This is a genomic window from Thalassospira sp. B30-1 (genome assembly GCF_015767575.1).
Taxonomy (GTDB): domain Bacteria; phylum Pseudomonadota; class Alphaproteobacteria; order Rhodospirillales; family Thalassospiraceae; genus Thalassospira; species Thalassospira xiamenensis.
This window is the reverse complement of the sequence record NZ_CP065232.1, coordinates 4,041,726-4,064,347: the sequence shown is the minus strand read 5'-3', so window position 1 is coordinate 4,064,347 and position 22,622 is coordinate 4,041,726. Positions and strand designations below refer to the sequence as shown.

Here is a 22,622-nt window from a genome sequence, read left to right as displayed (position 1 = left end):
AATTCTGTTATTGGCTCTCAAGATAATACTGGGATGGATTGGTTGGTGCCGGTGTGGCATAGCTCCAAGCCGCCGGGATGACCTTGGGAACATTCTTGAAGTTCTTTGCCACCAGCCCTTTGCGATTGGGCGGCAAGGCAATTCCCATAACGTAAAACTGATTTGCGCTGATGTCGAGAATATCGCGCATAAGTTTATTCTGTTTTTCTGCATCTGCGGTGGCTTTCAACTGGTTATAGAGTTCCAGTTGACGGATAACCTCGGCCGGGGGCTCAACCGCGTCGGGATTTTTCGGGTCGGAATACCATTGTGCCCAACCGGTGGCGTACCAGGATGATTCACTGGATACCGGCAGGTAGTTGATCGGCAGAACCATGGCATCAAGCCCGCCATCACCGCCCCATGCGCTGGCATGGTGATTGTTTTTTTCACGCATATCGACAAATACATCACGCGATAAGTCGCGGGCCGTCACATCAAGGCCGACATCACGCCAGTAATCGATAACGGCAGAGAGCATTTCGAAGCGGGATGCGCCTTCGGTATCGATGGTAAAGGACAGCCTTTTGCCATCGGGACGCAGAAGGAAACCTTCGTCGTCTTTGCGTGTCAAACCGGCATTCGCCAGATGGCTTGCGGCAAGTACCGGATCATAGGTAATGAACTGGCGTGCGAGAACCGTGTGGTAAAGCGGGCTTTCGGGACGTGGTGCTGCCTGATGGGGCAGGGCACCGGGAACGAACCGGCCAATGATGCTGTCGCGGTCGATGGCATGCGACAGCGCCACGCGGAATTCCTTGTTCTGGAATATGTCGCGAAGCACCGGGTCCCTGTCGTTCAGATTAAGCGACAGGGTCAGGATATTCATGTCGCTTTCAATCAGCGTGAAGGATTGCAGATTGCTATTGGCCGCAAGAATTTCGTCCACGCGGCGTCCAATATGGCGTTCCTGCATATTGACCCTGCCTGTGATCGCGGTGTCACCGGCTTCATCTTTGCTGCCGACCAGATCAAAGGAAACCCGGTCGATATAGGGTAACTGACGTCCGCCCGGATCGATTTTCCAATAAAACGGATTGCGAACCGCAACCAGCGGATCGTCTTTGCCATATGTCCCGGTCAGACACCAGCCGTTCAGGGTCGGAACCTGCGGGTTCATCCAGCGGCTGGGATCGTCTATGGTGCCCGGCGTTCCTAACACCGAAAGGAAGCGATCTTTCCAATCCTTGAAGCCAAGCTTTTGCGCATCGGCATCTGCGTGCCTGTTATATTTCGGAAGCAGTGGCCTCAGGAAATGGGCGGGATAGCTTACCGGTTCGACACCTTCGGGCCGGGCAAGAAAGGTCGGAAACAGCCCATAGGGCGTGTCGAAGCGGAACGCGACCGTGGTTTCGTCGATTTTTTCAACATGCACCGGATTTCCGCCTGCGGTCAGCCATTCAGGCGTCGCATTGCCAAAAGCCGGATTGCGTAAAATGTCGTCGTACCAGAAGGATATATCCTCGGCGGTAAAAGGCGCACCATCTGACCAGCGCATGCCCGGACGCAACCGGAAGACAAATTCCGTCGCGTCACTGTTGGCCTGCATCGAAAGAGCAACGTTGGGAACCGTGTCTGTCCATTGCGGGGTCCAGCGCAGAAGCGGTTCATAGCCGATCGTCCTGATCAGAAGGGCGTGATCGCGTTCCGAATTTTGCGCCATCATCCAGGTGCCGCCATACTGGCCAAGCTTGTCAGTCGGGGTAACAATCATCGGGGTCTTGGGCAGGCGTTCTGCGGCCGGGGGCAATTTGCCGTTCGCCACCATCTCGGCAAGCATCGGCGCTTCGCCGAATTCGGCCGCATACGCATTATTCCGGGGCGCGGTCAAAACCACGGCCAGCAATAATACCAGCGATATAAAGCAACCCACTACCCTGTACACTTCGGGCTTCCCCTGAATTTCTTATGCTTATCGAAAGGTATCGATTATCCTACTCTTAGGTGGTGAATATCCTAAAGCCATTTCCGGGTAAAGTTCTGAAAGCGGATTTTCCCCTGATCTTTTAAAGATGCGCGAGCTGTTCGTTTTTACAACGCAAAGGCGGATAATTTTCCTATTTGCACCTTTTGGGATCGATAAACAACATATCGGTCCGCCGTGGTTTCGCTTGAACCACGTGAAATGAAGCGATTGAAGGGCCCCAGTTACGCCAAGGTCAAGAGTTTTGACCTTGATCTGTGCCGGTTTCCCGACCATTTGGACAGGAATGATCTTTTGCCCGGATCAACAGCGAATTCGACTAAAGTTTAACATAACCTAATATGGGTACTGCCATCATATAAGCTTTCGGTGATCAATTTCGTTCTGGGCCGTTTCGTGGGGCATTTGACGACAAAGACACCAATTGTGATTCTTCTTGCCAGAACGAGCGGATCTGAGAGACAATTTCTGAATGGCAAAAAAATCTGCATCATCCGGGCAGGCTTCTTCTGATCCGGGGTATCTGCCCGGGCCAAAGCCGTCGGCACCGATCCCACGTTATCAGCCGGGATCATCGCCGGGCCGTCATCGCCCGAACGATGAGGGAGATGACATTGATGCTTACAGTTTTTCTGTGGCCGGTATTGACGGGAAAATTGATCGTCGCAAGGCCAATATTGCAAACCGGATTGTCGATACCGATCCTGGACAGGCATTGCGTGTGATCAGAAATTGGCTGGCCCAGAACTGATGGTCGTTTCTGATCTTTGTTTCTGTTTCACTTTGCATTTCGGGCGGCACCTGTTTTAAGTCGTCGAACACATCGATGACAGGGGGCCAGCGTGACAGATTTCAATTCCTTGATAGAGCAGCAGTTCAGTGCTTTTGATCCGGACTATTCCGATAGAAAAGGTACCTATGCCGACAAGCTTGCCCCGCTGGAAGAAAAACTGATTGCGGCCCAGCAGACCGGCAACAGCATGGCCGCGTCCGATCAGTATATGATCGAGTGCAAGTGGTTGCTGCTTTATACCGCTGACTGGGATGGGCTGGAAAAGAAGATAGCCCAGTTTGAAAAATCGCTGAAAAACAAGGATCAGGACTGGGCAGAGGAACAGGTGGCAAGCGATGGTTCGTGGGGACCATGCTATGACCAGTGGTTCCTGAAGGTGGATGCGATGATCGATGCGATCAACGCGCTGGCAGACGAGGGGATTGCACCGGATTATCCGCTGACTTTTCTGTCGCCGATTGCCAAACCCGCCGATCTTGTTGCCTGGCTGGACAGTCAGAAAACATCACGGATTTTTGCCGATGGTCTGGATCGTCGCGATGCATTGGGCGCGGTCAGTGCCGCCTTGTCGGAAATGTGCTTCAAAAGCGAAATCCGCGATTATTTCCGCCAGTATGTCAAAGGTTTCGATCTTAGCGACGATTATATCGCAGCTTATAAAAGCTGGCTGGATGATTGGCAGGACGCGCAATCGGGATATTGGGGCGGCTGGTTTGAAACAGATACGGGCGATATGCTGAAAAGCCCGGACCTTAGTCTGACGTTCCACAATATTTCGTATCAGCATGGCAAGGTCGGGCTTTGGCCCGCTATTTTCAAAACGACACTGGCGATCCGTGATGATGTCTATCCGTTTGGCTGGAAGCACAATGGTGACTTCAACAATCACAACAATTATGACGTTGCCAAAATCTTTGACCTTGGCTGGGCGGAAGTCGACAGCGATAGCCAGAAATTGGCATCAGCCGATATTTCCACGATCCTGGACTGGTGTCTGACCAAATCCATGACGCCGGATGGCGGGTTCATCGATGACCCGACTTTTTATAATTCGGTCGGGGCGGCGTATTATTATGGTGTGTCGTTCCTTGATCAGATTGGATATTTCGGCACCGATATTCCGTTCTGGACAGACCATGCCTTTGCCGATGGTCCTGCACTGTGCTGCAAGATCCAGAAAAAGATGAAGGCCGAAAAACTCGATGATGACGAAGCGGAGGCGGCGATGGAGAAGCTGTTGGATGCCTGCGGAAACTGTGGCTAGGCAAGGCTGAATGCCGGGGTGGAACAAATTCGTATCCCCCCCCTTGGCGAAATGCATCGGTCGCTACCCATATATATGTTTTATGGCGGCAACAAATCGGTGAGGGACCAGAATGTCTGAGCGTAGCGATATTGACATTGCATTCTTGCGTCAGCGACTTGAAGACCGGCGCGCGGATATAAGTGCCCATTCAAATCATTCGGAAGATTATCGAAAGCCGGTCGAGCTTGATCAGCAGGCCGTCGGCCGCCTGTCACGGATGGATGCGCTTCAGGATCAGCAAATGCATCTGGAACAGGAGCGCCGTCGTGCTGCCGAACTTGATCGCATCGAAAAGACGCTGGCCCGGATCGAGCATGCCGATTACGGCTTCTGCCACAATTGTGGCGAAGAAATCGAGAAGAAGCGTCTGGAATTTGACCCGACCACACCGCTTTGCGTTGATTGCGCTGCCCATGTCAAACACAGTTAGGGATGGATTGATCAAACCGTTCAGACCGAATTAACGTATCTTTTATATGGCAGATCAAAGGGCGAAACACGTTGCACCCAAATCATCGATCAGGTGGGGCGCGGTTGCAGTATGCATTCTGATCACGGTGTTTCTGTTTGTGACGCCGAGCGATCATGCCGCAGCACAGCAAAACAGCTGTGCGGTCGCGCGTGCGCCTGTTGCAAGCCTCTCATTTATCAATCAGGACCCGATGCTGGATCGTCATCGGTCTGTTCGCTGGCTTAACAACCGGGCCAATCAGGGAAGTCGTTATATGGTGACCGGCCTGACCGAATATGAACTTCAGGCACGGTTCGACATGCGGCTGGAGCCGGTCGAGGTTGGCGTTGGGGCATTCTGTCTGTATCCGATCCGGATTAACCCCGAGGTCGAAGTGATCAAGCATCTGGTGTATGTCGCGTCCGAGCTAGAGCGTGGCACATGTGAATATGATGTGGTTTATGCCCATGAAGGGCAGCATGTGCAGATCAATCAGCATATGGAACAGGATATCCAGCGGGAACTTGATGCCATGGTCGCCGAAATCACGGCGGACTTTGCCGCCATGCGACCGGTTGGTGCGGGCGAGGTGCAACGCCTGCAACGGCGGTTACTGAACCAGTATGGACAGGATTTCAAACGCCGTTTGCGCGCCATTGATCTTTTGCGGCGCGAAGACCATCGTGCGATAGATACCCAGGATGAATATGAACGGCTATCGAAGGCGTGCGGGCCAAATTCGGCATTCCAGACAACATTGCCCGATGCAATGCGCTGACGGATTTTGCACGATCTGATCAGGCTGCTTCGTGATCAAGTCCGGCGACGACCTGAAGTGCTTTGACATCAAGATCGAATTCCGAACGGCAGCGCGGGTTTAGATGACCGTTTCGGCGAAATTCGGCGATGATCCTGCTGGCGGTTTCGGTGGTGATACCCAACATTGCGCCAATATCTTCCCGACCGGGCAGAACGCAACTGTCATCCGCATCATCACACAGATAAAGGCATAGCCGTGCAACACGTTCCCGGGCAGATCCGGTCGACATCTGGGTCAACCAGTTATCTGATTCCATTACCGCCTGATGCCAGCGTGTGAGCAACTGTTTGTGTAAATGGGGGCTTTCGCGATCAAGTTTTTCAACAACCGCAACCGGAATCCGGCATAGCGTGCTGTCCTGGAGGGCTTCGGCGTGATGGGCAAAGCTGTCGCTGACGAGGGCTTCAAGGCCGATTGTGCCACCGGGACGGACGAGGCGCACAACCCGTTGCGAACCATCGGCCAGATAATGCGTCAATTTGATCAGACCGCTGCGCAAGGTGAACAGCGCGTTTGCATTGTCCCCGGCATTGTAAAGGATCGCGCGTTTGGCAATTGCCATGTCCTCAATCGGCAGATGAACCAGCTTGAAATCGTCATCCGTCAGATCGTTGAAAAGCGCAAGTTGCCGGACGCCGCATCGGCGGCAGCGCAACATGTCTGGCATGGTTGATTGCGGCGCGGAGTAATTCACAAAACCCCCTGACGGAACGGGACAGATACAGGATCGGTCGCCGCAGGCTGTTAAATGGAAGCACTCTAAATCTTTGAGCAATCTACCCTATTGGTTTGTAAATTCAACCTAATAGCGATCAAAAGGTGAAAAACATCACAATAGTACGACTTTTTCGGGCGTGCCGTCAGGCGGTGCTGTCCAGGGTGACAAGGCCCTTTTCTATCGCATAACGCACGAGGCCGGCGGAACTGTCGATGTCGAGCTTGCGCTTGATGTTGCGGCGATGGGTTTCCACGGTACGAACACTTATATCAAGTTCGCGGGCGACATGTTTGTTGCTGGCACCTTTGGCCAGAAGCCGCAAGACGGTGCGTTCCCGCGTGGTCAGCGGCATGCCGTCGTCAGGAACGCCTTCGGTGTTGCTGATGCGATCAAATGTCGGACTGTAAGCTTCGCCGCCATTTGCAATTGCCTCGATCGCGCGCACCATGTCGTTTGACGATACATCTTTCAGTATAAAGCCGCGCGCGCCTGCCAGTCGGGCGGTACGAAGATATTCCGGATTCTCATGCATGGTCAGGATGATGACCTTGATATCGGGCATGGTTTCGCGGAATTTTTCGGCGGCTTCCAGCCCGTTCATGACCGGCATCGAGATATCCATCAGAACGATGTCGGGTTTGACATTTCCGGCCAGCGACAGGGCTTCCATGCCGTTTCCAGCCTCGCCGACGATATCGATATGGTCATAGCATTCAAGGCGTGAGCGAATGCCATCCATGACCAGCGCATGGTCGTCGCACAGCAAAACACGAATGGGACGGTTGGGCGAATAGGGGGTATTTGCGCTGCTCATGGTCAATTCTGTTCTCTGTCACATTGCTGAAACATCTGTTGCCACCTTAGCCGCTGATGACGGTGACGGGTAGATCATTATCACGCGAAACCGGAATATAGGCAGTTATGGTTGTTCCATCGTCCGGTTCGGATTTGACGGTCATGCCCCCACCATGGAATTCCATGCGTTCGCGCATATTTCGAAGGCCGATCCCCGCACGCGGATCACGGTTGCGAATATACCGGTTGGTTTCAAATCCGACACCGTTATCGATGATTTTCATCACGACACTTTGACCTTCGCGGCGGATCGTGACCTTGATATGCGTGGCATCGGCGTGACGTTCGATATTGGTCAGGGTTTCCTGCAAGACCCGATACAGTGTCGTCTTTTTCGCGATATCAAGAACAACATCGATATTGTCCGATTTGACATCAATCTGCATGTCGGACCGGTCTGCCAGTTCCTTGCACATGCTTTCAATGGCCGGGCGCAGGCCAAGATCATCGAGAACCGCCGGGCGTAGGTCGCGCGATATGCGACGGACTTCGTGGATGGCATCCTGCAATCGCTTGGCGGCCTTTTCCATCGGTTCGGTCGCGGCATTCTTTTCCGGTCCCAGGCGTGCGATTGCGGTTTCTACCGAATATTTGACGGAAACAAGAATCTGGCTGATGCCGTCATGCAATTCGCGCGACACCCGCAAACGTTCCTGTTCCTGCACATCAACAACCCGATGGGTCAGTTCCTTTAGCTTGGAATCAGCAAGTTTGCGTTCCGAAAGGGTGACGACGGTGCCCGAAATGCCGACGAGCAAAACCGCCAGAATGGTGATGCCGACAATCGATATTGTCGTGTCACGGATATGGGATGATACCTCGGTCTCGATTTCCTTCACCTGTTCGGAAATGTCATCGATATAAATCCCGGTACCGATCATCCAGCCCCATTTTTCAAGCATCAGGGAATAGGCGATTTTTTCGGCGGGTTCGCCGGTTGACGGTTTTTCCCAGACATGGCGCAGGAAACCACCACCTTTTTCGGCATTGAAAATCAGCGCCTGAATGACGGAATTTCCGTTCAAATCGCGCAGGTTCCAATATGTGCGCCCCAGACGCCATGGCTGTGGCGGGTCGACAAGGGCCGTACCATCACGGTCATAGATAAAGAAATAGCCATCCTCGCCATAGGACAGGTCTTCGATGATGCTTTTGACCCGTTCCTTGGAAACGGCATCCAGCGGGCTTGCGACCGAATAAATGTGATCTATCGAAGCAAGGGCGAGTTCAAGATAGCTTTTAAGCTCTTCCTTGCGGGCTTCGAGAATGTTGCGTTCGAACGTTCTGATTTCTGCTTCGGCCAGTCGTTCGGCCTGTGCAAATACCAGATACGATATTGCCGCAGCGGCCAGAACCAGTGGCAGGATCGACAGCAGCAAAAACTTTAGTCGAAGATTGATTTTCCGCATGGGCACAACAGTCTCGGATACAGGAAGAATTTTCGGGCCGGACAATATCACAAAAGCACCAAAAGTCTGCGCCTGATAACAGGTTTTGAACCTTTGGGTTGCATTAGGCGCAGGCGCGATTTTCCACATGGTGAAAAGACACTGGCTGCGATAAAGTGAAATTGGTATTACCAATTTCGAAGATCATGCTTTGACAGAGGCAGCGCATTGCGCATATATCAGACACGTCGCCTGCCCACCGGGCGCCAGGAACCCTGGATGCGCTGCACGCGTTTTAACGTGACAGACATCCTTTATCGCCACAGATGGTATGGCGTTGCAGGCATCCCGCACCGCAACGCATTCCGGGATCATATCGTGGCGTTTCTCTTGGTTTTCGGCAGGGGCGCACAGGGACGCACCTGCCCTACAAATCTGGTAGGAGCCCGGTGTCCATGACGCGTTCTGCACCAAAGCGTATCCGTAAACTTCTGGTCGCGAACCGCGGTGAAATCGCGATTCGTGTTCTGCGTGCCGCCAACGAGCTTGGCATTCGCACAGTTGCCATCTTTTCCGACGAAGACCGTTTTGCCCTGCACAGGTTCAAGGCCGACGAAAGTTACACCGTTGGCAAGGGCAACAAACCCATTCGCGCCTATCTTGATATCGAGGATATCCTGCGTGTTGCCCGTGAAGCTGGCGTTGATGCCATTCACCCGGGCTATGGGTTTCTGTCTGAGAACCCCGATTTTGCCGACGCCTGTGCCGAGGCCGGAATAACGTTTATCGGTCCTGATTCCGAAGTCATGCGGACATTGGGCAACAAGGTTGCCGCGCGTAATCTGGCAGAAAGTGCCGGTGTGCCCGTAATGCCGGCATCGGGTGCATTGCCTGACGATATGAATGAAGTTACCCGCATCGCCGATCAGGTCGGTTATCCGATCATGCTGAAGGCCAGTTGGGGCGGTGGTGGCCGCGGGATGCGCGTCATCGAGAATTCCAAGGATCTTTCCAAGCAGGTTCTGGCCGCCAAACGCGAAGCCGCCGCTGCATTTGGCAATGACGAGGTTTATTTTGAAAAACTGATCCGTCGCGCCCGCCATGTCGAAGTCCAGCTTCTGGGTGATACGCATGGCACTTTGGTGCATCTGTTTGAACGCGACTGTTCGGTTCAGCGCCGCAACCAGAAGGTCGTTGAACGCGCACCCGCCCCCTACCTTGACGAAGAACAGCGCAAGGAACTTTGCGAAGCAGCCCTTCGTCTGGGCAAGGCTGCGAATTACGTCAATGCGGGGACCGTCGAATTCCTGATGGATGTTGATACATCCAAGTTTTACTTCATCGAGGTCAATCCCCGCATCCAGGTTGAACATACCGTGACGGAATGCGTGACCGGATTTGACCTTGTGAAGGCGCAAATCCTTGTTGCGCAGGGGGGACGCATCGGTTTCCCGTCGGAAACCGGCATTCCGTGGCAGGACAAGATCAAGCTGCGTGATCATGCGCTTCAGTGCCGCATCACGACGGAAAACCCTGAAAACAGCTTTGTGCCCGATTATGGGATCATCAAGGTGTATCGCGGGGCCAACGGTTTTGGCATCCGTCTGGATGGTGGCACGGCCTATTCCGGGGCGGTGATCACCCCGTTTTATGACAGTATGCTGGAAAAGGTCACCGCATGGGGAAGTACCCCGCGCGAAGCGGTCGACCGTATGGACCGTGCCCTTCGCGAGTTTCGTATTCGCGGTGTTGCGACCAACCTGGCCTTCCTTGAAAACCTGATCAATCATCCGAAATTCAGGGCCGGTGAATATACCACGCGGTTTATTGATGAAACGCCCGAACTGTTCAAATTCGTGCGCCGTCGCGACCGCGCGACCCGTTTGCTGCGTTTCATTGGCGAGGTTACGGTCAACGGTAACCCGGAGGTCGAAGGCCGGGTGGTGCCGACAAACCTGCATGCGCCGGTGATGCCGAAATCGATTGATCTGGGTGAAATCCGCCCGGGCACCAAGCAGAAGCTTGACCAGTTGGGGGCCGAGGGCTTTTCACGCTGGATGAAGGATCAGAAACGCGTTCTGATCACCGATACCACGATGCGTGATGCCCATCAGTCGTTGCTGGCGACCCGGATGCGAACCTTCGATATGCTTGAAATCGCGCCTTATTATGCGCATGGGCTGCCGGAACTGTTTTCGCTGGAATGCTGGGGCGGGGCGACGTTTGACGTCGCGATGCGGTTCCTGAAAGAAGATCCGTGGGATCGTCTGGTCAAACTGCGTGAACGGGTTCCCAATATCCTGACACAGATGCTGTTGCGGGCGTCGAATGCGGTCGGTTACACCAACTATCCCGACAATGCGGTCGAATATTTCGTCAAGCAGGCGGCAGAACACGGCATGGATGTTTTCCGTGTGTTCGATTCCCTGAACTGGGTCGAAAACATGAAGGTTGCCATGGATGCGGTTCTGAAAACCGACAAGCTGTGCGAAGCAACCATTTGCTATACGGGCGATATCTTTGACGAGAAACGCCCGAAATATAACCTTGATTACTATGTCAAAATGGCCCGGGAGCTTGAGGCATCCGGTGCGCATATCCTGGGGCTTAAGGATATGGCGGGGGTTCTGCGTCCGGCGGCGGCAACGACCCTGATCAAGGCGTTGAAGGATACGGTCAATATTCCGATCCATTTCCATACCCACGATACCAGCGGCATTTCGGCGGCCACCGTGATTGCCGCGATTGATGCCGGGGTGGATGCGGTGGATGCAGCCATGGATTCGATGTCTGGCCTGACATCTCAGCCAAACCTTGGTTCGATTGCCAATAACTATATCGGGCAACCACGTGATCCGGGGCTTAATACCGAGGCGCTTAAAGAAGTTTCGACCTATTGGGAACAGGTCCGGCGGTATTATGCCGGATTTGAAAGCGATATCCGCAGCGGTACATCGGATGTTTATGTCCATGAAATGCCCGGCGGCCAATATACCAACCTGCGCCAGCAGGCACGTTCCCTTGGTATCGAGGAACGCTGGCCGGAAGTGTCCAAAGCTTATGCCGCAGTCAACAAGATGTTTGGCGATGTCGTCAAGGTGACGCCAAGCTCGAAGGTTGTCGGTGACATGGCGTTGACGATGGTGACGTCGGGCATTACCGAAAAGGATGTGCTGGACCCGAAAAAGGACATCGCATTCCCCGATAGTGTCATTTCGTTCTTCCGTGGTGAAATCGGTCAACCGGTTGGTGGCTTCCCGCCAGCCCTTCAGCGCAAGGTGCTTAAGGGGGCCGAAGCCCTTTCGGATCGACCGGGCAAATCCATGGCCCCGATTGATTTCGAAGCAACCCGCAAGGAAATCGAAAAGAAAACCCATCGCAGCATCAGTGATGCCGAGGTTGCATCCTATGTGATGTATCCCAAGGTGTTCCTTGAATATGCCGAACATCGTAGTCACAACGCCGATGTTTCGATCCTGCCGACCCCGATCTTCTTCTATGGCATGAGCCAGAATGACGAGATTTCCGTCGATCTGGAAAAGGGCAAGACGCTTGTGATCCGCTATCTCGCGACCTCCGAAGGCGGGGACGAGGAAGGCAATCGGACCGTGTTCTTTGAGCTGAACGGCCAGCCCCGGACAGTCAAGGTTGCCGATAAGACATTGGCCGCCACGGGCAAGGTCAAGCCAAAGGCCGAGGATGGTAACCAGCTTCATATCGCGGCCCCGATGCCGGGCCTTGTCGTCGAGGTCCATGTTGCCGAGGGCCAGAAGGTCAAGGCGGGCGATGTGATGTGTTCGCTTGAGGCGATGAAAATGGAAACCGCGGTTCATGCGGAAAGGGACGGGGTTGTGGCGACCATTCATGCCCCCGCCGGTACACAGGTCGACAGCAAGGATTTGCTGATCGAATTAAGGGAGTAAACGTCGCATGCTTAGGATGCCTGAGCCGGATCAATCGACCCTTGCACGTCGCAAGGACATCATTGCTGCCATGCGGAACATCGTTCCCAACGACGGCGGGGTTATTGTTGATGAAGACCGGCTCCGGCCCTATGAATGCGACGGGTTGATGGCCTATCGCCAGCTTCCGATGATCGTGGTCCTGCCCGAAAATACCGGGCAGGTCGCGGCCATTCTGAAATATTGCCATACCCACAAAATTCGTGTCGTTCCACGTGGGGCGGGCACCGGCCTTTCGGGCGGTGCGTTGCCGATGGCGGATGCGATCACGATCAGTATGATGAAGTTTAACCGCGTTCTGGATATCGACTGGGACAACAGGGCGGTCGTCGTGCAGCCCGGTGTGACCAATCTTGGGATCACGCGCGCGGTCGAACATAAGGGGTTTTATTATGCCCCGGACCCGTCCAGCCAGATCGCCTGTTCGATTGGCGGCAATATCGCGGAAAATTCGGGTGGTGTGCATTCCCTGAAATACGGACTAACCACCAACAATGTCCTTGGTGTTGAAATGGTCACGATCGAGGGTGAAATCCTTCGGATCGGGGGCAAGGGACTGGATCAGTCGGGCTATGACCTTTTGGGGGTGATTACCGGGTCCGAAGGGTTGCTTGGCATCGTTACCGAAGTCACGGTGCGCATTCTGCGAAAGCCTGAAACGGCGCGCGCGCTTCTGCTTGGCTTTAACAGTAGCGAGGAGGGCGGCAATTGCGTTGCCCGGATCATTGCCGACGGGATCATTCCGGGCGGTCTTGAAATGATGGACGCCCCGGCCATCAAGGCGACCGAGGATTTCGTCCATGCGGGTTATCCGCTTGATGTCGAGGCGTTGCTGCTTGTCGAACTCGATGGGCCAAAGGTCGAGGTCGATTATCTGATTGAACGGGTGGGCGCGATTGCCAGTGAATGCGGTGCGGTTTATTCGCGTATCTCCGAAAGCGAGGATGAAAGGCTGCTGTTCTGGTCGGGGCGCAAGAATGCCTTTCCGGCGATTGGCCGTATTTCGCCCGATTATATCTGTATGGATGGCACCATCCCGCGCCGACGTCTGGTCGAAGTCCTGACCGGGATGCAGGTTTTGTCGCAACGCCACGGGTTGCGGGTTGCCAATGTTTTTCATGCAGGCGACGGCAATCTGCATCCGCTGATCATGTTTGATGCCAATCAGCCCGGCGAACTGGAACGGGCCGAGGCATTTGGTGCCGATATCCTGAAACTATGTGTCGAGGTCGGCGGGGTTTTGTCGGGCGAGCACGGGATTGGCGTCGAAAAACGCGATCTGATGCCTGAAATGTTCACCGAAGATGACATGAAACATCAGGAACGCCTGAAGCTGGCGTTTGACGAGGATGAATTGCTTAATCCCGGCAAGGTTTTCCCGACCTTGCATGGCTGTGGCGAACTTAAAACCCTGCATGCGCGCGAAGTCGCCAACAAATTCCCGGATATCCCGCGCTTTTAGGTCGGAACGAGAGACGAGAAGAAAAATAATCCTGCCACCGGTTCCCACCAACCGGTTGGCAAGGATCAGGAGAGGAAGAGAGAAGCCGCAATGACGGAAGTCATATCCCCCACCACGCCCGAACAATTGCGTGAGGCCATCAGTTGGGCGCTTGGTTCAAAAAACCCGCTTGAAATCATTGGATCGGGCAGCAAGAAAACATATGGGCATGCGGTAGCAGCCGACCATGTTCTGGACCTGTCGAAATTGACCGGGGTCATGTTTTATGAACCGGAAGAACTGGTGGTTTCTGTGCGGGCGGGCACGTCTCTTGCCGAAATTCACGCGTTACTGCGCGATAAGAACCAGCAATTCCATTTTGAACCCGGAAATTTTCCGGGGTTGCTCGCCGATGGTGTTGCGGATCATGCCGGAACGATTGGCGGACTGATTGCGTCCAATCTTTCGGGACCGCGCCGGATCAAGGTCGGTGCGGCACGCGATCATCTTTTGGGATTTGAAGCCATCAGCGGCCGGGCCGAGGATTTTAAATCCGGTGGACGGGTCATGAAGAACGTAACCGGGTTTGATCTGTCAAAGCTGATGGCGGGATCGTTTGGCACGCTTGGCGTGATGCATACCATCACCATGAAAGTCATGCCGCGCGACGAGAAAACCCGAACTGTTCTGATCGCCTGTGACGATATGCAAATTGCAGGCAGTGCCATGACGCGCGCCCTGGGCAGCGAGAACGAGGTTTCGGCCGCCGCATGGATTGCGCGGGAACAGGTTGTAAAACTTGGTCTGGACATTGTGACCGGCATCGGGACCGGTATTGTCGCGCTGCGCGTTGAAGGTCCTGCACCCTCGGTTGCCTGGCGGTGCGAGGCATTGCGTAAGCTTCTGGCCGATATCGGTGCCAGTGAAGAACTTCATAGCGCCAACAGCAACGCGTTCTGGCAGGCGGTTGCCGATGTTGCCCCGTTTGCAGGGGGGATCGGATTGCTATGGCGTGTTTCCGGGCCACCGGCATCTGGCGGTGCGATTGCTGCGAAACTGGCCGACGAAACCGGCGGGAAGATCATGATGGATTGGGCCGGGGCGCAAACCTGGCTGCAACTGGCCGGGGGTGATGCGATGGCCGATAAAGTGCGCGACATTGCCGTGTCTCACGATGCGCGGGCGGTTCTGGTGCGCGCGCCCGAAGATATTAGAAATCAGGTGCCGGTTTTCCATGCCGAGGACGCGGCTTTGGCCCGCATCAATGCCAAAATCCGCGAGAATTTTGACCCTGAAGGTATCCTTAATCCGGGCCGGATCGGACACATGATTGCCAAGCGGGGGAACGCGTAATGCAAACGAACTTTACCGCCGCCCAGCTTGCCCACCCGGCAATTGCCGAAAGTGAACAGATCCTTCGCAAATGCGTGCATTGCGGGTTCTGTACCGCGACATGCCCGACTTTTGTGACCTTGGGGGATGAACTTGATAGTCCGCGCGGGCGGATTTACCTGATCAAGGACATGCTGGAAAACGATAAACCGGCGACAGAAAAGGTGGTCAAACATCTTGATCGGTGCCTGTCGTGCCTGTCCTGCACAACGACATGCCCATCGGGTGTCGATTACATGCACCTGATCGACAATGCGCGCGCCCATATCGAAGAAACCTATGACCGGCCGTTTGCAGATAAATGGTTGCGCCGGATTTTATCGATTGTCGTGCCAAATCCGACGCTTTTCAGGCTTTCCCTGATCGGGGCGAAACTGGCATCGCCATTCGCACGCTTTTTGCCGGGCCGTCTGAAGGGCATGGTCAAAATGGGGGCGCGCCATATGCCGCCGCCAAGCTGGGTCGACAAGCCGCAGGTGATCCCGGCAATTGGTCAACGCAAAGGCCGGGTCGCCATCCTGACCGGCTGTGCGCAACAGGTTCTTGAGACCGAGATAAACGAGGCAACCGTTCGTTTACTGACACGCCTTGGCATCGAAATCGTTGTGGCCCAAGGGGCGGGTTGTTGCGGGTCGCTTGTCCATCATATGGGAAAGGAAGCGCAATCCCATCAACAGGCCAAAGCCAACATTGATGCCTGGAGCCGGGAACTTGCGGGCGAGGGGCTTGATGCGATTGTCATTACGGCATCGGGATGTGGCACAACGGTCAAGGATTACGGGCACATGTTGCGCCATGATCGGAACTACGCGGCGAAAGCGGCCAAAATTTCCGACCTTGCCTGTGATGTGACCGAATATCTGGCAGGGATTGATGTCCCGGCGGATCGTTTTGCCGGGGCGACTCATGGCGGGGCGCGGGTTGCCTATCATTCGGCATGTTCGATGCAGCATGGTCAGAAGATCATTCGTGAACCGCGCGACCTTCTGAAAAAGGCCGGGTACGAGGTGCTTGAAATTGCCGAAGGGCATTTATGCTGCGGGTCGGCGGGGGTTTATAACCTGTTGCAGCCTGAAATCGCGGGCAAATTGCGCGACCGCAAACTTGGCAATATCAGAAACACGGCACCGGATCTGGTTGCGACGGGCAATATCGGCTGCATGGTGCAGCTTGAAACCGATGCGTTGAAAGTTGTGCATACGGTGCAATTGCTTGACTGGGCAGCGGGGGGACCGACCCCCGAAAAGCTTTTGCCGTACTATGCTGAAAAGATCGCCTAGACAACGGTTTGGACGTCTAAATGCAAAAGCCCGCCGACGTTGCGTCGTGCGGGCTTTTATGCAATCTGGCAGAGACTGCTTGCGAAACCGCTTATTTCGCAAGCAGGCTGGTGGCGATACTTTCGGCGGCAGAACCTTCGCTGCTGTCTTCGGCAAAAGCAGCGGTTTTTTCGCGAATCCAGTTCTGAACTTCGGCTTCGCTGACATCGACCTTTGTTGCCATCACCGCAATGACGGCTTCCATGGCAAGGACATGAGACGCAATGTTGTTGACCGCGACATGCAGGTCATCGATGTGGCGTGATGCGGCTTCGGACATGTCGCCCAGTTCACCGGAAAGCTTCTGGATCAGTGCCTGAATCTCGTCGAGCGAAGTGCTCATGGTCGTCTCCCTTTTGCGCAGTTCTGCGCTACTTTGTTCCCAACGGATTGATATCTTATGAACAAGCTTCGTGTTTTCAGGGGACTTTGTAAAGGCAGGGAAACCGAAAACAGTTGATGGTCTGCTGCCGTGGCGTCGTCTATCCAGTCCGGGTGATGTTTCGGGGCAATGTTACAGTTTATGTAACGAAGACTGTAAAACCTGCGGCTGGAAACAGGAAAAATGCCGGTTCCAGTTTTGATTCCGGCCCGGATCTATTTTAGAAAACCTTTGATAAATAAAGGTTTTTTCGAGGTCTTTTTCATCTCCGATGCGTTGTCACATAATGTTAACAAAAGTGACGCAATACCGTAAGCACCCAGCGTTAGAGTCCGCCTCGCAGATCGTTGCACCGTTCCGGTTTGGAACAATTACTGGGGAATTTACCATGAAGAAGACTCTTGCTGTTGCGGCGCTGATGAGCGTTGCCTTTGTTGGCGCGGCTCAGGCACGCGACCAGATTCGTATCGTTGGTTCGTCCACCGTTTTCCCGTTCGCAACTGCGGTTGCTGAAGAATTCGGTAAAACCACCTCGTTCAAGACACCGGTTATTGAATCGACCGGTTCCGGCGGTGGTCTGAAGCTGTTCTGCGCCGGTGTTGGCGAACAGCATCCGGACATTACCAATGCTTCGCGTCGCATCAAGAAGTCCGAAGTTGAAACCTGTGCCAAAAACGGCATCAGCGAAATCACCGAAGTCAAAGTCGGTTACGACGGTATCGTTCTGTCGAACTCCAAAGATGCTCCGCGTCTTGACCTGACCAAAGAACAGATCTTCCTGGCGCTGGCCAAAACCGTTCCTTCGAAAGACGGCAAGTCGCTGATCGATAACCCGTACAGCACCTGGGCCGAAATCGACCCGAGCCTGCCGGACGTTAAAATCGAAGTTCTCGGCCCGCCCCCGACCTCCGGTACCCGTGATGCCTTCACCGAGCTGGTACTTGAAGAAGCCTGTGACTCCTTCGAAGCCATTAAGGCAATCAAGGACAACAAAGATCAGCACGGTGCAGTTTGCAAAGGCGTTCGTGAAGACGGTGCCTATGTTGAAGCCGGTGAAAACGACAACCTGATCGTTCAGAAACTCGAAGCAAACCATGATGCGCTTGGCATCTTCGGCTTCTCGTTCCTTGATCAGAACGGCGACAAACTTCAGGGTTCCCTGATTGCCGGTGTTGAGCCGACCTTCGAAGCCATCTCTGCTGGTGATTACCCGGTTTCGCGTTCGCTGTACTTCTATGTCAAGAACGCCCATGTTGGTACCATTCCGGGTATCAAAGAATATCTGACCGAATTCACCTCCGACAAAGCATTTGGTGACGAAGGTTACCTTGCTGACCGTGGTCTCATCCCGATGGATGCGGCCGAGCGTGAAGCAGTTCGTAATGCTGCGCTGAACCTTGCTCCGCTGAGCATGTAACGCGATCTTTCAACCGGTGGCAGCCTTTTCTGCCACCGGTTTCTTTGTTTTCAGGCTTTAATTGATTTATTCTTGGACCTGCCTTAAACGCGCACCAAGTTTTTTGGTCATTCTTTGGCAAATGGATTAATCGCAATGTCCCTGACCTATTTGCTGCTTGCTGTGGCACTCCTGTGTGCCGTGTCATTTTATTTCGGTCGACAGCGCGCGGTTGCCCTGTCGAACGGTCGATACAGCAATCTTCATTCGCTGCCTGCGCATTACGGGATGTATACGGCGTTGTGGTGCGGCCTGCCGGCTTTGGGCCTTTTGCTGGTTTGGATGATGTTTGAAGGGACGATCATTCAGACAATGATCGTTGCCGATCTTCCCGAAGAAGTGACGTCCAATTCCGGGCTGTTATCTTTGGCGCTTAACAGCATCTCGCAAATTGCTGCCGGAGGCGGGGAACATCTTACCGTTTCTCCCGAGATTGTAGAGGCCGGCCATCGGCTTGCCAATCTTAACACCATCGCAAATGCTGCTCTTATTGTTGTGATGGTGTCTGTTGCCCTGGTGGGCTTGGCTCTGTCTTACCGCCGGATTTCTTCGGAAATGCGCGCGCGAAACAATGTCGAACGGCTGTTTCGCTATATCATGATCGTGTGTTCGGCGATTGCCATCCTGTCGACGGTCGGCATTGTTTTCTCGCTTTTGTTTGAAGCGCTGCATTTCTTTGGCAAGGTCAGCCCGCTGGACTTCCTGTTCGGTCTGGAATGGAGCCCGCAGACGGCCATCCGCGCAGATCAGGTGGCGTCCGACGGTGCATTTGGCGCAATCCCGCTTTTTGTTGGAACATTGCTGATTACGCTGATTGCAATGTTTGTGGCGGTGCCGGTCGGTTTGTTCTCTGCCATCTATATGGGTGAATATGCATCGCCGAAATTCCGGGCGGTTGCCAAACCTGCCCTTGAAATTTTGGCCGGTGTTCCGACGGTTGTGTACGGCTTCTTTGCTGCCCTGACAGTTGCTCCGTTCTTGCGCGACAATGGTGCTGTGCTTGGACTTGATGTCAGTTCCGAAAGTGCGCTGGCTGCGGGTCTGGTCATGGGGGTCATGATCATTCCGTTCGTGTCATCGCTGTCTGATGATGTCATGTCACAGGTGCCGAAGTCGTTGCGCGACGGATCATATGGCCTTGGTGCAACAAGGTCTGAAACCATTCGGCATGTGATTTTCCCCGCAGCCCTGCCCGGTATTGTTGGTGCGGTATTGCTGGCGGTGTCGCGTGCGATTGGGGAAACCATGATCGTTGTGATGGCTGCCGGACTTGCCGCCAACATGACGGTAAACCCGTTGCAGGCCGTGACCACTGTTACCGTGCAGATCGTAACACTTCTGGTCGGTGACCAGGAATTCGACAGTGCCAAAACCCTGTCGGCATTTGCACTGGGTCTGCTTCTTTTCCTTATCACCTTGGGTCTGAACGTGTTTGCCCTTAAGGTTGTTCAGAAGTATCGCGAGAAATATGACTGATATGGCATCGCTTATGGAAGACAGAGCCGCCGCAAAAGTGATCTCTGGCAATCTGCACACGCCGGTTGACTGGGACAGCCCGAAATTGGCACGTAACATTAAAAAACGTTACGCAGCGGAACGCAGGTTCAAGATTTACGGCTTAAGCGCAATTGCCATCGCTCTTATGGCGCTGGTTGTGCTTGGCTATTCGATCATTTCGAAAGGTTATAGTGCCTTTTTCCAGACCTATGTTCAGATGGAAATCTTTTTCGACCCGGCCAAGATTGATCCGGACGGAACAGGTGATCCGGCAATTATTGGCAGGGCCAATTTTGATAGTCTGATCAGGGATGCACTGAGCAAACAGTTCCCGGAAGTGAGCGGACGTAGCGAACGGCGTGATCTCTATGACATTGTTTCGGGCGGGGCATCTTATGATCTGCGCGAGAGGGTGCTTGAAAATCCGTCTCTGATCGGACAGACCCGGAAGGTCTGGCTGATTTCCGGTGACGACTTTGATATGCTCAACAAAGGTTATATCAGTGCAAACACAGACGAAGGCGACCGTCGCCTGAACGATCAGGAAATTGGTTGGTATAATACACTGGTCTCTCAAGGATCGGTCGAAAAGCAGTTCCATACGCGGTTCTTTACCAATGGTGATTCCCGCGAACCGGAATTGGCCGGGATCTGGGGCGCTGCGGTCGGGTCTTTCTATACCCTGGTTGTGACACTGATACTGTCGTTTCCGATTGGTGTTCTGGCGGCGATCTATCTGGAAGAATTTGCACCGCGAAACCGGTTCACGACGATTGTCGAAGTCAACATCAACAACCTTGCGGCTGTGCCGTCGATCGTGTTCGGTCTTCTCGGGCTTGAGGTTTACCTTAATGTCATGCACCTGCCGCGGTCGGCCCCGGTTGTTGGTGGTCTGACGCTGGCCCTCATGACATTGCCGACCATCATCATCGCATCACGTGCGGCGATCAAGGCAGTGCCGCCGTCGATCCGGCAGGCTGCCCTTGGTCTTGGGGCGTCGCCGGTTCAGACGGTGACCCATCACGTGTTACCGCTGGCGATGCCCGGTATTCTGACCGGGACCATCATCGGCATGGCGCAGGCTCTTGGGGAAACCGCACCGCTTCTGATGATCGGTATGGTGGCGTTTATTGTTGATATCCCGGGCGGGGCACTTGATCCGGCGACAGTTCTGCCGGTGCAGATTTATCTGTGGGCGGATAGTCCGGAACGTGCCTTTGTCGAGAAGACTTCGGCGGCCATCATGGTCTTGCTGGGCTTCCTGATTCTGATGAACGGATTGGCCGTGTATCTGCGCAAGAAATTTGAACGGAAGTGGTAAAATGGCTGTTGTAACTCAAAGCGCAATGACGGCAGAGCCGTCAGTCACTAGCCCGAAAATGACGGCCCGTGACCTCAATCTTTTCTACGGCGACAACCAGGCGCTTTTTGATGTCAATCTTGACATTGTCGAACGTCAGGTCACAGCACTTATCGGCCCGTCGGGCTGCGGCAAATCAACCTTCCTGCGGTGCATGAACCGCATGAATGACACGATTGACGGTGTCACGATCAAGGGCAAGGTAACGCTTGATGACCGTGATATCTATGACAAGGCAATCGACGTTGTTCAGTTGCGCGCGCGCATTGGCATGGTGTTCCAGAAACCGAACCCGTTCCCGAAGTCGATTTATGACAACGTGGCCTATGGCCCACGTATTCACGGTCTGGTGAATTCGCGCGACGAGCTCGATGAAATCGTCATGACCTCGCTTGAACGGGCGGGTCTACTGAAAGAAGTCAAAGACCGTCTGCCGGAACCGGCAACCGGTCTTTCTGGTGGGCAGCAGCAGCGTCTTTGCATTGCACGTGCGGTTGCCGTCAGCCCCGAAGTCATCCTGATGGATGAACCGTGTTCGGCACTTGACCCGATTGCAACCGCAAAGGTCGAGGAACTGATCGACGAGCTTCGTTCGAACTACACCATTGTGATCGTGACGCACTCCATGCAGCAGGCTGCCCGCGTGTCGCAGCGCACGGCGTTTTTCCATCTCGGCAAGCTGGTCGAAGTGGGCGAAACCGATCAGATTTTCACCAATCCCAAGGACGAGCGCACCAAGGGATACATTACGGGTCGCTTCGGTTAAGTCCGGGCAGGAGTATTTTCGATGGTCGATGAGAAACATCATATCGTCAGTTCGTTTGACGAAGAACTGACCCGTCTGAACAACATCATTTCGCAGATGGGCGGGCTTGCCGAAAGTCAGCTGATTTCCGCCATTCGTGCGATCGTTAAACGGGATTCTGAACTGGCCGAGAAGGTCATTCTTTCCGATCACCGTATCGATACGCTGGAACAGGAAGTGCAGGATTTTGCCGTACGTCTTCTGGCCCTGCGTCAGCCGATGGCAGATGACCTGCGACAGGTGGTGACCGCGCTTAAACTGTCCAACGATCTAGAACGTATCGGTGATCTGGCGAAAAATATCGCCAAGCGTGCGCAGGTTCTTAACCAGGTGCCGCCGATCCGCCCGGTTCAGGTGATCCCGAACATGGCCAAGCTGTGCCAGGAAATCATCAAGGACGTTCTGGATGCCTATATCGAAGGTGATGCGGAAAAGGCCCAGCGTGTCTGGGCGCGCGATCAGGAAGTTGACGATATGTACAATTCCCTGTTCCGTGAACTGCTGACCTATATGATGGAAGATCCGCGTAACATCACGGCATCGACCCATCTGCTGTTTATCGCCAAGAATATCGAACGTATTGGCGATCATGCGACCAACATTGCCGAAACGATCTATTACCGGATCAAGGGCGAAGACCTGCCGATGGATACTCGGCCAAAAAATGACGCGGCGAACTTTGCCGTCGTAGAACCGAATGAGTGACACTGGAGC

Annotated in this window: 18 protein-coding genes; 13 read left to right on the top strand and 5 right to left on the bottom strand. The window is 54.1% G+C overall.

What is annotated here, in order from left to right:
• Positions 1-7: 7 nt before the first annotated feature.
• Entirely contained in the window at positions 8-1,924 is a 1,917-nt protein-coding gene (locus IT971_RS19060; RefSeq protein WP_223304881.1) for an ABC transporter substrate-binding protein, read from the bottom strand.
• 511 nt (positions 1,925-2,435) lie between these two features.
• Here IT971_RS19060 and IT971_RS19055 point away from each other — a divergent pair.
• From IT971_RS19055 to IT971_RS19040, 4 genes are all read left to right on the top strand, one after another.
• Positions 2,436-2,714 (top strand): hypothetical protein, encoded by a 279-nt coding sequence (locus IT971_RS19055; RefSeq protein ID WP_063094339.1) that lies wholly within the window; start codon positions 2,436-2,438, stop codon positions 2,712-2,714.
• Between the two features lie 91 nt (positions 2,715-2,805).
• Positions 2,806-4,020 (top strand): hypothetical protein, encoded by a 1,215-nt coding sequence (locus IT971_RS19050; protein WP_063094341.1) that lies wholly within the window; start codon positions 2,806-2,808, stop codon positions 4,018-4,020.
• A gap of 112 nt (positions 4,021-4,132) precedes the next feature.
• Positions 4,133-4,492 carry a TraR/DksA family transcriptional regulator gene (locus IT971_RS19045; RefSeq protein WP_007091665.1) on the top strand — a complete coding sequence of 120 codons (360 nt, stop codon included), beginning with the start codon at positions 4,133-4,135 and terminating at the stop codon, positions 4,490-4,492.
• A 139-nt stretch (positions 4,493-4,631) separates the two neighbouring features.
• A complete protein-coding gene (locus tag IT971_RS19040) occupies positions 4,632-5,291 on the top strand; it encodes a hypothetical protein (RefSeq protein WP_230729277.1) in 660 nt (219 codons plus the stop codon).
• Between the two features lie 19 nt (positions 5,292-5,310).
• On the opposite strand, the gene IT971_RS19035 is transcribed toward IT971_RS19040, so the two are convergent.
• The 3 genes from IT971_RS19035 to IT971_RS19025 all read right to left on the bottom strand — a co-directional run bounded on the left by IT971_RS19035 (position 5,311) and on the right by IT971_RS19025 (position 8,315).
• Positions 5,311-6,027, bottom strand: a complete 717-nt coding sequence (locus IT971_RS19035; protein ID WP_223304880.1) for a Crp/Fnr family transcriptional regulator — start codon at positions 6,025-6,027, stop codon at positions 5,311-5,313.
• A 166-nt stretch (positions 6,028-6,193) separates the two neighbouring features.
• Positions 6,194-6,865, bottom strand: coding sequence for a response regulator transcription factor (locus tag IT971_RS19030; RefSeq protein ID WP_007091662.1), 672 nt, complete (start codon positions 6,863-6,865; stop codon positions 6,194-6,196).
• 46 nt (positions 6,866-6,911) lie between these two features.
• Positions 6,912-8,315 (bottom strand): cache domain-containing protein, encoded by a 1,404-nt coding sequence (locus IT971_RS19025; protein WP_037987450.1) that lies wholly within the window; start codon positions 8,313-8,315, stop codon positions 6,912-6,914.
• A 434-nt stretch (positions 8,316-8,749) separates the two neighbouring features.
• Between IT971_RS19025 and IT971_RS19020 the strand changes: the two genes are divergently transcribed.
• The 4 genes from IT971_RS19020 (at position 8,750) to glcF (ending at position 16,369) form a co-directional block, all read left to right on the top strand.
• Entirely contained in the window at positions 8,750-12,217 is a 3,468-nt protein-coding gene (locus tag IT971_RS19020; RefSeq protein ID WP_063094352.1) for a pyruvate carboxylase, read from the top strand.
• A 16-nt stretch (positions 12,218-12,233) separates the two neighbouring features.
• Positions 12,234-13,718, top strand: coding sequence for an FAD-linked oxidase C-terminal domain-containing protein (locus IT971_RS19015; RefSeq protein WP_063094354.1), 1,485 nt, complete (start codon positions 12,234-12,236; stop codon positions 13,716-13,718).
• Between the two features lie 90 nt (positions 13,719-13,808).
• Positions 13,809-15,050: a glycolate oxidase subunit GlcE gene (glcE, locus tag IT971_RS19010; RefSeq protein ID WP_063094356.1), complete on the top strand. Its 1,242-nt coding sequence runs from the start codon at positions 13,809-13,811 to the stop codon at positions 15,048-15,050.
• Complete coding sequence (glcF, locus tag IT971_RS19005; RefSeq protein ID WP_007091657.1) at positions 15,050-16,369, top strand: glycolate oxidase subunit GlcF; 1,320 nt, start codon at positions 15,050-15,052, stop codon at positions 16,367-16,369. The genes glcE and glcF overlap by 1 nt, the downstream gene beginning before the upstream one ends.
• 91 nt (positions 16,370-16,460) lie before the next feature.
• Here the strand turns inward: glcF and IT971_RS19000 are convergent, their stop codons facing one another.
• The gene (locus IT971_RS19000; protein ID WP_063094358.1) at positions 16,461-16,751 is read right to left on the bottom strand and encodes a hypothetical protein; all 291 of its coding nucleotides are present in this window, start codon (positions 16,749-16,751) and stop codon (positions 16,461-16,463) included.
• 427 nt (positions 16,752-17,178) lie between these two features.
• On the opposite strand from IT971_RS19000, the gene IT971_RS18995 reads away from it, so the two are divergent.
• The 5 genes from IT971_RS18995 (at position 17,179) to phoU (ending at position 22,613) form a co-directional block, all read left to right on the top strand.
• A complete protein-coding gene (locus IT971_RS18995) occupies positions 17,179-18,207 on the top strand; it encodes a PstS family phosphate ABC transporter substrate-binding protein (RefSeq protein WP_063094360.1) in 1,029 nt (342 codons plus the stop codon).
• Between the two features lie 135 nt (positions 18,208-18,342).
• Positions 18,343-19,722, top strand: coding sequence for a phosphate ABC transporter permease subunit PstC (pstC, locus tag IT971_RS18990; RefSeq protein WP_007091982.1), 1,380 nt, complete (start codon positions 18,343-18,345; stop codon positions 19,720-19,722).
• Complete coding sequence (pstA, locus tag IT971_RS18985) at positions 19,715-21,064, top strand: phosphate ABC transporter permease PstA (RefSeq protein WP_063094362.1); 1,350 nt, start codon at positions 19,715-19,717, stop codon at positions 21,062-21,064. The genes pstC and pstA overlap by 8 nt, the downstream gene beginning before the upstream one ends.
• A 1-nt stretch (position 21,065) precedes the next feature.
• Entirely contained in the window at positions 21,066-21,869 is an 804-nt protein-coding gene (gene pstB, locus IT971_RS18980; protein ID WP_037987065.1) for a phosphate ABC transporter ATP-binding protein PstB, read from the top strand.
• A 21-nt stretch (positions 21,870-21,890) separates the two neighbouring features.
• Positions 21,891-22,613 carry a phosphate signaling complex protein PhoU gene (phoU, locus tag IT971_RS18975; protein ID WP_007091985.1) on the top strand — a complete coding sequence of 241 codons (723 nt, stop codon included), beginning with the start codon at positions 21,891-21,893 and terminating at the stop codon, positions 22,611-22,613.
• Positions 22,614-22,622 lie beyond the last annotated feature (9 nt).